The organism is Myxococcus sp. AM009 (assembly GCF_013372605.1).
In the GTDB taxonomy this organism is placed as follows: domain Bacteria; phylum Myxococcota; class Myxococcia; order Myxococcales; family Myxococcaceae; genus Myxococcus; species Myxococcus vastator.
In genome coordinates this window covers 23,830-34,653 of the sequence record NZ_JABXEP010000042.1, presented here as the reverse complement: position 1 = coordinate 34,653, position 10,824 = coordinate 23,830, and the positions used below count along the sequence as shown (strand labels likewise).

Genomic DNA, 10,824 nt, shown 5'->3' with positions numbered 1-10,824 from the left:
AGCCGGGAAAGCCCTAGCGCGCTATGACGGACGCCTCCTGTGTTGGAGCAGCGAGGACGCCACGAAATGAAATATACAAACCTTGGCCGCACGGGCCTGCGCGTGTCTCGACTCGGACTGGGCTGCATGAGCTACGGCACGCCCAAGTGGCGCCCCTGGGTGCTGGACGAAGAGGCCGCGCAGCCGTTCTTCCGGCGGGCGGTGGAGCTGGGCATCAACTTCTTCGACACCGCGGACATGTATTCACTGGGCGCCAGTGAGGAAATCACCGGCCGGGCCCTGCGCCGCTACGCGCGCATGGACGAGGTGGTGCTGGCCACCAAGGTCTACTTCCCCATGGGGGACGGGCAGAACATGCGGGGCCTGTCGCGCAAGCACATCGTCCAGGGCTGCGAGGCCAGCCTGAAGCGGCTGGGCGTGGAGGCCATCGACCTCTACCAGATTCACCGGATGGACCCGAACACGCCGCTGGAGGAGACGCTGGCCGCCTTGGATCAGCTCGTGCGCCAGGGCAAGGTGCGCTACCTGGGCGCGTCCTCCGCGTATGCGTGGCAGTTCGCGCGGGCGCTGGGGGTCGCGGACCTGCGCGGCTGGACACGCTTCGTGTCCATGCAGGGCCACTACAACCTCGTCTACCGCGAGGAGGAGCGGGAGATGCTGCCCCTGTGCGAAGCCGAGGGCATTGGCGTCATCCCCTGGTCGCCGCTGGCGCGTGGCCTGCTCGCGGGCTCGCGCAAGTCGCTGAAGGACAGGGACGCCACGACGCGGGCGAAGTCGGACACGCTGTCCCCCATGCTCTATGACCAGGCCGGTGACTGGGACGTGGCGGAGGCGAACCGGAGCGTCGCGGAGAAGCGCAACGTGCCTCCCGCGCAGACGGCCCTGGCCTGGCTCCTCTCGCGCCCCGCGGTGACGGCGCCCATCATCGGCGCCACGAAGCTGGAGCACCTGGAGGATGCCGTGCGCGCGGTGGACCTCAAGCTGACGTCCGACGAGGTGAAGGCCCTGGAGGCCCCCTACCAGCCTCACGCCGTGCGCGGACTCTGAGCGCGCCGCAGCCACGCCGCCGCCGACCGGAGGTCCGCTTCGAAGTGGATGCGCGCCTCCGCCCGCGCACGGCCCTCTGGAAGCCGGAGCACCGCTTCGGGGTCATACGTGGCCATCCAGCCCTCCGCCCACCGCGTGTCCAACAGCTGCCCCCGGCTCAGGTGCATTCGGAACGCCACCCCCAGGAAGGCCTGCGCCGCCGCGGGCCCCAGCGCGATGATGAGCCGCGGGCGGACCTCCGCCACCACGGCCTCCAGCCCATGACGGCAGGTGCGCCCTTCCCCCCGCGCCGTCGGAGGGAGCCCCCCACGCCGCGAGCGGCACCCGTCCCCGCACGGCCGCACCACCTGACGACTGGAGCGCGTGAGCCCCGCGCGTCCCAACACGACCTCCAGGAGCGCGCCCGCGGCCCCCGCGAAAGGCGGCTCCGCGCCGTCCACGGGTGAAGCCCCCACCAGCAGCAAGGACGTGCGCTCCGCGTCCGCCCGTGGGCGCGAATGGGACGCCGCCAGCGCCACCGGGGCGCGTGCCCACTCCGGCAGCGCCCCGCCTTCCTCGAAGGTCAGCCGCTCCCCGTCCCAATGCGCCCAGGTCCCTGGCGTGATCAGGCTCCAGGAGAAGGCCGGGAAGCGGCGCACGAGGAACGGCGCCACGTCCCGGACGATGAGGTGTTCGGGCCGGTACCACGCGACATGGTGTTCGCGCCCGTCCCGCCACACCCGGCGGAAGCGCACGGCCGCCACCAGGGCCTGCGAGTCCCGCCGCACCGCGTGCTCCAGCCACCGCAGCCGCCGCACGTCCGCGTCGTCGTGGCACTCCAGCAGCGACGGTTCCCCATGGGTCAGCCGCCACAGCACGCGGTACAGCAGCCCCCAGCGCGCAGGCTCACGGTGGCACACCACCTTCTGCGCCAGTCCCACGAAGTCCCGAGGCACCCCGGACGCGGCGCGCCCCCAGGCCTCCCAGCGCGCGGCCTCCAGCCACGTTCCCTGGCGTCCCCGCGTCTCCTCGAAGCGCACCCGCTCTGGAGGTTCGCCCCGCGCCAGCAGCCCCCGCGCCACCACCCGGAAGGACGCCAGGTCCGGCGCCACGAGGACGCGCGTCATCCCACCGTCCCGGTGTCCGGCCGCGAGCCGTTCCCCCCGCGCGCCCCGGACCTGCGACCCCCGGGCACCACCGACAGGCCTCAACTCCTGATGGACGTCCATCCGGGCACTCCTACCTGCCCGGTCTGACATCTGCCTCCCCGCCCACGACGTCCTGTCGGCCCCCGGAGGCTCACGGGTCGCGCGCCAGCGCGTCCACCTGCTCCTGGACCTTCACCGCGTCGGTGAAGAAGTCATCCATGGGCTCGGTGCCCACCAGCCGGAAGGCCGGTGGCAGGAGCGACCGGCGGAAGCCCAGCTCCGTGCTGAAGGACTCGTTGCCCAGCCATTCATCCGCCCGCGACAGCGCGCCAAACGACAGCGTGACGACGGCGATGACCCGCATGAGCCGCCCCGGCTCCCAGCGCGTCACGTAGCGCAGGTGCCAGTAGAGCCCCCAGGCCATCAGCGCCAGGAAGGCGACGTGGTGGGCCCAGGACAGGTTGCCGCCCACGCCCAGGCTGAAGCCCACCAACGTGAGCAGCGGCTGGATGACGACGGAGCCCAGCAACACCAGCGCGGCCACGGTGGCGTGCGTGCGGTAGTGGAACTGGCGCCGGGCGATGCGGCTCGCCACCGACCAGCCCCCCGCCCACAGGAAGGTGACGCCCAGCGGCACCACCAGCGCCACCGTCAGCTCGCCCCAGTCCGTGCGCCCGTAGTTGGCCAGGTAGCCCTCCAGCAGGCTGGCGCCCAGCAGGGCCTGCAGGGCCAGTGAGAAGTAGCGGGGCTGCTCGAACACGCGCGGCCTGGGCGCGGTGGGCGCCGCCGCCACGACGGTCTTCTCCACCGTGTGGCCGCGCGCGCGGAAGCGCAGCACCGTGTCCCCCACCGACACGCGGGTCTCCGTGGCCAGCTCCAGCTCGGCCAGCTGTGCCCAGGGCTCCACGCGGTAGGTGCCGTTCTGGCTGCCCACGTCGCGCAGCACCAGCGTGCCGTCCTCGCGGCGCTCGATGCGCAGGTGTTCGGCGGAGACCTTCGGGTCGTCCAGGATGACGTCGTTGCCGTACCCCCGGCCGACATTCACGGGGAAGCGCTCCAGGCGGTGACGGGCCTGGACGGAGTCCCCTTCCAGCACCTCCAGGAAGATTACTTCGTCCACGACAGCCCCTCCAGGTAGCGGCGCGCCAGCTTGCGGCCATTGTCCGCGGTGAAGCCGGCCAGCGTGAGCGACGTGTCCACCCCGCTGGTGCTGGCGTTGAGCGTGGCCGCGCGCAGCACCAGGTCATAGAGGCCGGGGAACTTCCGGTAGGCGCGCATGCACAGCGCGGCCCGGACGGGCAGGCCCGCCACGTCCACGAACTCCGACTGGCAGCGGTAGTTGGTGACGTCCTGCCGCGTGGCCGCCACCACGTCAGGGTCCTGCGAGAAGAGCGCGCTGTAGAGCGCGGAGAAGCGCAGCGCCCCCAGCTTCTGGCTGGTGGCGTGTTGATGCAGGAAGGCCACCACGCCCGTCCGGTGGCGCGAGGACACGAAGATGTCCTCCTCCGACGAGCACTGGTAGTTGGTCACCGTGTACGGCACCTCGGGGTCGTGCGGCGTGTCCCCCCAGCACTTGAGGAACGTGCCCCAGCGCCCCGGCACGCGGTAGCTGCCCAGCGTCTGCCGCGGCAGGGGCGCGGCCAGCAGCCGTTCGGTGACGCGCTGCTGGTTGTCCAGGAGCTGCGCGCGCACGGTGTCCAGCAGCGCCTGCGCGCCGGAGTCCCTGGCTTCCAGCGCGCGGGCCAGCAGCTCGCGCGCGTGTTTCACCGGCACCAGGAAGCCCACCTGGTTGCCCATGGTCGCCACGTTGACGCCCACCACGCGGCCCTCGCCCGTGAGCGTCGGACCGCCGCTCATGCCCGGGTTGATGGCCCCGCTGAAGTGCAGCCGCTCATAGAGCGCGTCGTGGATGAAGCCGTTGTACGTCCCCTCCACGATGGTGGTGCCCAGGTCACGCGGATTGCCCATGGCGAACAGGCGCGCGCCCTGCGGCGGCTCGCGGTCGTCCAGGTCGAAGAAGCTCTGCACCGGGGTGGCCGTCTGGATGATGGCCAGGTCGTGCACCACGTCCACGTCCACCAGGCGCACCGGGACGGGCTCCCCGCCGCCCTTCAGGACCAGCTCCGCCGTGTAGTCCTCCGGGTGGATGACCACGTCGGAGACCACGTGGTAGTTCGTCACCGCGTGCCCGGCGGCCGACACGAAGAAGGCCGAGCCGATGGACGAGCGCGTGCCGGAGCGCCGCTCGATGATGCGCACCTGCGCGACCTGTCCCTCGATGCGCTGGAACAGCTCGTGCGTGGCGGGTGGCAACGCGCTCAAGGGCAGGGTGGGCGCGGCTTCGGGTGTGCCAGGTGCGGGAGGCGGGCTCGGCTCCGCCGGAGCCACTGGCGACTGCGTGAGCACCGCTGCGAGGATGAAGGCGAACATGGATGCGGCGCACCCTACCCCACCGCGCGCTCCGACGGACGTCCAGCGGCATGTCCCGCGCCGGGCAGGCGGCCGGGCGGTCCGTCCACCCACCGACGCGGGCCTGCGCCGCCGGTCCATGGTCGCACCGCGCACGGGGTCCCCATCTTCGCCCTTCGGGTGGGGGAGCCGGCATGCGTCACAGCCAGCGGTGCGGCCGGCGCGGACCCGCGGCGCGGTGGCGGAAGGTGGCGCTGCTGCTGGCCCTGCTGCCCTCGCTCGCCCAGGCGGCGCAGCTGCCCGCGGACGCGCCACGCGCCGCAGACGCGGAGGACGCCACCCCACCTCCCCGGACTCGCCAGTTCTGGTGGGCCCTGGGGGAAGTGACGGCCATCAACCTCACGGTGTGGGGCTTCAACCGATACATCATGAACAAGGACTTTGCCCGGGTCGGCCTGGACGCCTGGCGAACGAACCTCGAAACGGGGTTCGTCTGGGACAAGGACGATTTCACGACCAACCAGTTCGCGCACCCCTACCACGGCAGCGCGTACTTCAACGCCGCCCGGGACCACGGCTTCAACTACTGGGGCGCCATGGGCTTCACCCTGGTGGGCAGCCTCCAGTGGGAGCTGTTCGGCGAGAATCACTACCCCTCCTTCAACGACCTCATCAACACCACGGTGGGCGGGTGGGCCCATGGGGAGGTCATCTACCGGCTGTCCTCCATGCTGCTGGATCAACGCGCCACGGGGACCCGGCGCGTCGCCCGCGAGGTCAGCGCGGGGGTGCTCAATCCCGTCCGGGGCTTCAACCGCGTGGTGCGCGGGGAGGCCTGGCGCAGCGCCCCCACTCCGGAGGACTGGCAGCCGCCCGTGTTCGCCGCGCTGACGCGCACCGGCTACCTCAACATCGACGCGGGCACGACGCTGAACCAGTTCTTCGCGGAGCTGGACCTGCGCTACGGCGATGCCCTGCGCTTCCCGGTGGACGCGCCGTTCGACGCCTTCAACCTGGGCGTGCAGTTCACCACCGGCGAGAACCGGCTCATCAGCCGCGCCGAGGTCAAGGGCGCGCTGGCGATGCTCCCGCTGGAGAACGGCGGGAACGAGCGCGTGCTGCTCGGCGCCTTCCAGCACTTCGACTACAACGACACGCAGGCCTATGAGCTGGGCGGCCAGTCGATAGGCGCGGGGCTCCTGTACCGCTACCTGACGCGGGAGGGCCGTGAGCTGCGCCTGGCGCTGCACCTGCGGGGCGTGGTGCTCGCGGGCATCACCTCCGAGTACGCCGACGAGGTGGGCCGCGACTACGACTACGGCCCGGGCCTGGGCCTCCACCTCGAGCTGTCCTACGGGCGCTGGCCCTGGGAGTACCTCAAGCTGCACGCGGGCAGCACGTGGCTGCACACGCTCAACGGCGCGGACGGCAACCACCTGGTCCATGAGGGCACCTTGCTGCTGGACGTGCCGTTGTTCGCCAACCTGGGCCTGGGCGCCAGCTTCACCTTCTTCGAGCGAAACAGCTTCTTCCGCGACTTCGATACCGTCTCACGCGGCATCCCGCAGGCCCGGGTGTTCCTCTCCGTGCACTGAGCGTCCACGCCGGCCCGCGCCCACGGAGGCCCGCTCCGGTCGCGCACGGCTACGGCGTGGGGCTGCCCGCCGCGTGGCGCAGCCGCCGTCGGCGCCACGCGGTGTACGAGACGACCAGCGCTCCAGCCAGGGTCCCCGCCAGCGCGCCCAGCACCCGGCGTGGGACGGGCCCCCCGGCGCTCGGCGGCTCGTGGCGGAAGGTCTCCAGCGAGGCCCGCACTCGCGGCTCCAGCGCCTGCCACCGCACCGCGGGAGCGCTGACCATCACCACGGCGTGCTCGCCCTCCGAGGCCAGGCCCGCGACGAGCACCGTGCGGACCTGCCCCGCCTCGCGCAGCGTGCCCAGCACCTCCACACGCGGTGTCACCCCGCCCAGGCGCTCCACGCGCTCGGCGGACAGCGGGAGTCCCAGCTCGCGCTGGTAGTGCTGCATCACCGCGGACGCGAACTCTTCCCGGTCGGAGGGGCTCGCGCTGAAGCCGCGCCCCACCACGGACACGAGCAGCGTGGCCGCGTCCGGACCCTCACCGTCGGTGAGCGCCGCCGACAGGGCGCGCGGCGCGTCCGGGTCCAGCGCCACGGCGCCCACGCGCGAGCCGGCGTACTGCTCCCACCGCACCATGTGGAAGCCTTCCGGTGGGCGAAACGAATAGCCATCCCGGCGCAGCTCCGTTCCGAGCGCGCCCGGCAGCGTCAGCAGTCCGACAGCCAGGAAGGTGGCGTGCACCCTGGCATCATAGTCGCCCACCCACGCCCGCGCCTGCCCAGAAGGAGAAGCTGGCGCTGGAGCTCACGCGCTGAGCAGGCGCGTTGAGCTCATTCAATCGCGGCGATCCGGTACTCGCCATCTTCCAGCACCAGCCGGACGGCGCGCTCGTCACCCAGCGGGAACACGGCCTCCCCCGCGCCGACGCGGACGTGCGTATTGAGTGCGAGCCGGGCACGCCGGAGACGCTCCCTCGCGAGGGGTTCTCGCTCGAAATCCTCGCGAAGACGCTCCGGTGTGTAACGCGCGCGCAGGGGCCCGGCGAGCTGGCTCCAGGCGGACTTCCAATCACGAGCCTCCACCCTGTCGATGAATTGGCGCAGGGCGGCCCGAGGCACATCCGCGGGCCGGGCCTCGACGACACGCCACCCCTGCGGGGACTGCGCGACCGTCAGGGAGGGCGCTCGCGCCTCGAGGTTCGACGCGCCGGCCCGGACGTCCGCGGCCCTGGCGCTGCGAGCCCCCGCGTCAGAATAGCGCTCCAGGAACGCCACCTCCTCCTCGGGCCCGCCCGCCGTCAGCGCGTACGCGTCCTCGACACGGCCTTCCTCCAGGGCGCGGGCATACGCCTCCGCGACGGAGGCGGGCTCTCGCGGCGTGGTCGCGCAGCCTGTCAGCAGGAGACTGAATACCAGGGAACGGTTCATGCGCATCGCGGGGAGAATAATGCCTCCTCCGCCGTGCGCCATGGCCACGTTTGTTCGCCATTCCCAAGCGAACAGCGCCTCCGAGCAGTGACACCGCCCGCGGCTGGCGATTATTTCTCCGCGATATCTTCGGCGGGGAGACAGGGAACATGGCGAGCACGATGAGCCGATGTTTCAGGGGCGTGCTGTTCGGAGCCGTGCTGCTCTCCTGGAGCACCGCGGCGCGGGAAGCGCCGGCGCGACTCCAGGAGTCCTTCGGTCCGGTGCTGAACCTGAGCGGGACGCCCACCTTCAACTTTGAATTCCAGACAGCCGTCTCCGACAGCAACGTCTACATCGTATGGAGTGATACATCGTCCCTGGACGTCACCCACGTCTACCTGCGCAGGAGCTCGGACCAGGGAAAGAGCTTCGAGCCGCCCCAGAGGCTGAGCCGCAACACCGGACACGCCTACCTCCCCACCGTGGTCGCGGAGGGAAAGAAGGTCTACGTCGCCTGGCGCGAACAGGGCATCCAGTTCCGCGTGAGCCACGACAACGGGAGGAACTTCGACCCCGCGGTGGCCCTGGCCGAGCACGGCTATTCGCCCCGGCTCGCGGCAGAGAACAGCGATGTGTACGTGACCTGGACCGTCCCAACGGGCCTGCGGTCAGCGGTTCAGCACTTCCGGGCGAGTCACGACAAGGGGCTGAGCTTCGGCCCCACGCTGACGCTGGATGACCGCCCTGGCATCGGGGTGACGGAGATGACCGCGTCCAACAATCGCGTCTACATGGTGGGCGACGACATCGGCGCGGATGACCGGCCCGACGTGTACGTGAGGACCAGCCCCGACGAGGGGAAGGCCTTCGCACCGCGGCTCAACCTCAGCGTCGACGAGGGCCCGGGGCAGCCGTCACTGCTCGCCCGCATCGCCGTCAAGGAGCAGAAGGTCCACGTCGTCTGGGAGGAATGCAACGACCTCTTCCCGGACACCTGCGCCATCCTCTACCGCCGCAGCACGGACCGGGGGGCGAGCTTTGGCCCCACCCACGCCATGAGTGGGAGCCAGGGCTACGCGTTCGCGCCGGACCTCGAAATCTCGGGTCAGCACGTCTTCGTGGCGTGGCAGGACGACAGCCCCGGCAACTTCGACATCCTCCTGCGCACCAGCAACGACCACGGCGCCACGTTCTCCGCGCCACGCAACCTGAGCCTCTCCTCGGGATACTCCGGCGCCGTGAGCCTCTCCGCGGCCCAGTCGCATCTGCGCGTCGCGTGGGAGGACACCACCGCCGGCTCGGTCGACATCTTCTACCGGGCCAGCGGTGACCTGGGCGCTTCGTTCACGCCCGTGACGAACCTGAGCAACACGCCGACGCGCTCCTCCGCGCCACGGGTCTTCGCCTCCAGCGGCGGATCACATGGCTACCTGGCCTGGCTGGAAGACCTGGCCAACGAAAACACCGACGTGTTCTTCCGCCGCACCGAGGCGCAGTAGCCCGCGACTACCGCGGGCCCGTCCGGGTCATCGACACGGAGGACACCTTGTCGTGCCACGCCCCCCCCGGCATCGCGTTGACGTCACTCACCGTCTGGGACGTGGTGAAGCAGCGGCCCGACAGGTTCGCGTGCTCGCACAGCGTCGCCTGGTACGGCCCCAGCACGGTGACGGAGCTCAGCACGTCATTGAACCCCACGCCGCGCAGATCGCCCACGCTGCCGCCGAGCCAGACGAGGTTGCCCTCGAAGCCCGAGTGCTCGTGGAGGTAGACACCTTCCGAGGCGGAGTGCCCCTGGACCGCGTACGTGTAGTCACCTGACGACAGGTGCGCGCCCCTGCCGTAGTCCGAGTACGCCCAGTTGCTCAGCCCACCCGGCGACTGCTTCACCAGCACGGACCAGCTCTGGAATGGGAACCGGGCGCTCAGGCGGCCATGCAGCGTGAGCGCCCGGTTCGCCGCGTTCCCTGACAGACCTCCGAGCTGCCCCCTCACGTAGTCGGACAGGAAGTCCCTGCCCACCACGCTCGTCACCGAGCGCGTCAGGTAGGCGATGTGGGTGTAATCATCCATGGCGTCGGACTGGTAGAAGTTCCCCTGGTGGTTGATCCACCCGCCCCAGGACTTCTTCAGCGCGGCGATGTGCCAGCTGCGCCCGGGCACGGCGTTGTGGACGAAGCTCCGGATGCCGTGCCACCGCTCCTCCGCGTTGCCGCCGATGGTGTGCGCGGTGTTCCTGAAGATGACGCTGAAGTCCTCCGGCAGCCACGTCGTCGAGGACAAGAGGCGGAAGTTGAGGGCCAGGATGGCGTCAATCAAGCCGGCGCCCGGGAAGTCCATCATCAGGAGGCCCGCGCGCTGGACGTGCCCCGCCACCAGGTGGTCGATGGCGAAGTCATTCACGCCGCGAATGCCCATGCCGTCTCCGCCCGCCACCGTGAAGGGATGCGCGAGCGCGGAGGCGCCACTCAGGAAGTTGACGAACAGCGTGGACGGCGAGCCCGTGTTGGTGCGCCCCAGGTGCGCGCGGACCTTGCTCCACTTGTCGTCGATGTCGAAGATCGTGGACACCGTCCACGCGTCCTGGAGGTCCAGCCCTCCCCAGGGGATGCCGTAGGCCCCACCGCCAAAGTCATCCAGGATGACAATCTTTCCGCGGACCTCGCCCAGGGCGGGCACGTGGCCGCCAGTCCAGAGGTAGGGCCTGTAGGCCGGGTTGTTCCGGTACGCCTCGAACGTCGCGGCGAAGCTGCGCGTGACGTTCTCCTCGGTGTGCTCCTTCTTCACCCGCATCACCAGCGTCTCGCTGGGGTTCGCGTTCAGGAACTGGATGGCGGTCCGCAGCACGTCATCGAAGTTGACGTGCAGGTAGACGACGCCGTGGTGGATGGTGAAGCTGTCCGCGATGTGCCGGCAGCGGATGTCCAGCGCGCGGATGCCCGCGTCGAGCTGACGGCGCAGGTCCAGGGACTGGGTCTGCGTCAGGGAGCCGCCGTAGGACTGATACGCCATCGTGTCATGCGTCCCCGGCAAGGACAGGGCGGCGAGGCTCGTCGAGTCGGGGACCCAGCTCATCCAACTGGGATGATGCGTCTGGATGCTGCCCGAATCGTTGTAGTAGCGCCCTCGCGCGGCGGCGGGGGAAGCGATGGCGACGAGGCCCACGACGAGCATCGCCACCGCGTGACGGAGGCGGAGGAAGGGATACGACGTGTCTGACATGAGTGGCTTCCAGGAAAGAGTCGCGACAA

Annotated in this window: 9 protein-coding genes; 3 read left to right on the top strand and 6 right to left on the bottom strand. The window is 70.5% G+C overall.

What is annotated here, in order from left to right:
- The first annotated feature begins 66 nt into the window (after positions 1 to 66).
- Positions 67 to 1,047: an aldo/keto reductase gene (locus HV824_RS13215; RefSeq protein WP_176423417.1), complete on the top strand. Its 981-nt coding sequence runs from the start codon at positions 67 to 69 to the stop codon at positions 1,045 to 1,047.
- Here HV824_RS13215 and HV824_RS13210 read toward each other — a convergent pair.
- The 3 genes from HV824_RS13210 to HV824_RS13200 all read right to left on the bottom strand — a co-directional run bounded on the left by HV824_RS13210 (position 1,026) and on the right by HV824_RS13200 (position 4,604).
- Positions 1,026 to 2,153, bottom strand: coding sequence for a DUF4130 domain-containing protein (locus tag HV824_RS13210; RefSeq protein WP_255208009.1), 1,128 nt, complete (start codon positions 2,151 to 2,153; stop codon positions 1,026 to 1,028). The two genes, HV824_RS13215 and HV824_RS13210, sit on opposite strands and share 22 nt — an antisense overlap.
- Before the next feature lie 172 nt (positions 2,154 to 2,325).
- Positions 2,326 to 3,294, bottom strand: a complete 969-nt coding sequence (locus tag HV824_RS13205) for an FHA domain-containing protein (RefSeq protein ID WP_176420689.1) — start codon at positions 3,292 to 3,294, stop codon at positions 2,326 to 2,328.
- The gene (locus HV824_RS13200) at positions 3,282 to 4,604 is read right to left on the bottom strand and encodes a S1C family serine protease (protein WP_176420690.1); all 1,323 of its coding nucleotides are present in this window, start codon (positions 4,602 to 4,604) and stop codon (positions 3,282 to 3,284) included. The genes HV824_RS13205 and HV824_RS13200 overlap by 13 nt, the downstream gene beginning before the upstream one ends.
- A gap of 173 nt (positions 4,605 to 4,777) precedes the next feature.
- Between HV824_RS13200 and HV824_RS13195 the strand changes: the two genes are divergently transcribed.
- Positions 4,778 to 6,178: a DUF3943 domain-containing protein gene (locus HV824_RS13195; protein ID WP_176423415.1), complete on the top strand. Its 1,401-nt coding sequence runs from the start codon at positions 4,778 to 4,780 to the stop codon at positions 6,176 to 6,178.
- 49 nt (positions 6,179 to 6,227) lie between these two features.
- Here HV824_RS13195 and HV824_RS13190 read toward each other — a convergent pair whose 3' ends face one another.
- Both HV824_RS13190 and HV824_RS13185 read right to left on the bottom strand, forming a co-directional pair.
- The gene (locus HV824_RS13190; protein ID WP_176420694.1) at positions 6,228 to 6,905 is read right to left on the bottom strand and encodes a hypothetical protein; all 678 of its coding nucleotides are present in this window, start codon (positions 6,903 to 6,905) and stop codon (positions 6,228 to 6,230) included.
- 89 nt (positions 6,906 to 6,994) lie between these two features.
- Positions 6,995 to 7,597 (bottom strand): hypothetical protein, encoded by a 603-nt coding sequence (locus tag HV824_RS13185; RefSeq protein ID WP_255208008.1) that lies wholly within the window; start codon positions 7,595 to 7,597, stop codon positions 6,995 to 6,997.
- Between the two features lie 155 nt (positions 7,598 to 7,752).
- On the opposite strand from HV824_RS13185, the gene HV824_RS13180 reads away from it, so the two are divergent.
- A complete protein-coding gene (locus HV824_RS13180; RefSeq protein ID WP_255208007.1) occupies positions 7,753 to 9,072 on the top strand; it encodes a sialidase family protein in 1,320 nt (439 codons plus the stop codon).
- Positions 9,073 to 9,079: 7 nt separating this feature from the next.
- Here HV824_RS13180 and HV824_RS13175 read toward each other — a convergent pair whose 3' ends face one another.
- Positions 9,080 to 10,795, bottom strand: a complete 1,716-nt coding sequence (locus tag HV824_RS13175) for a phosphatidylinositol-specific phospholipase C (RefSeq protein WP_255208006.1) — start codon at positions 10,793 to 10,795, stop codon at positions 9,080 to 9,082.
- Positions 10,796 to 10,824: the final 29 nt, after the last annotated feature.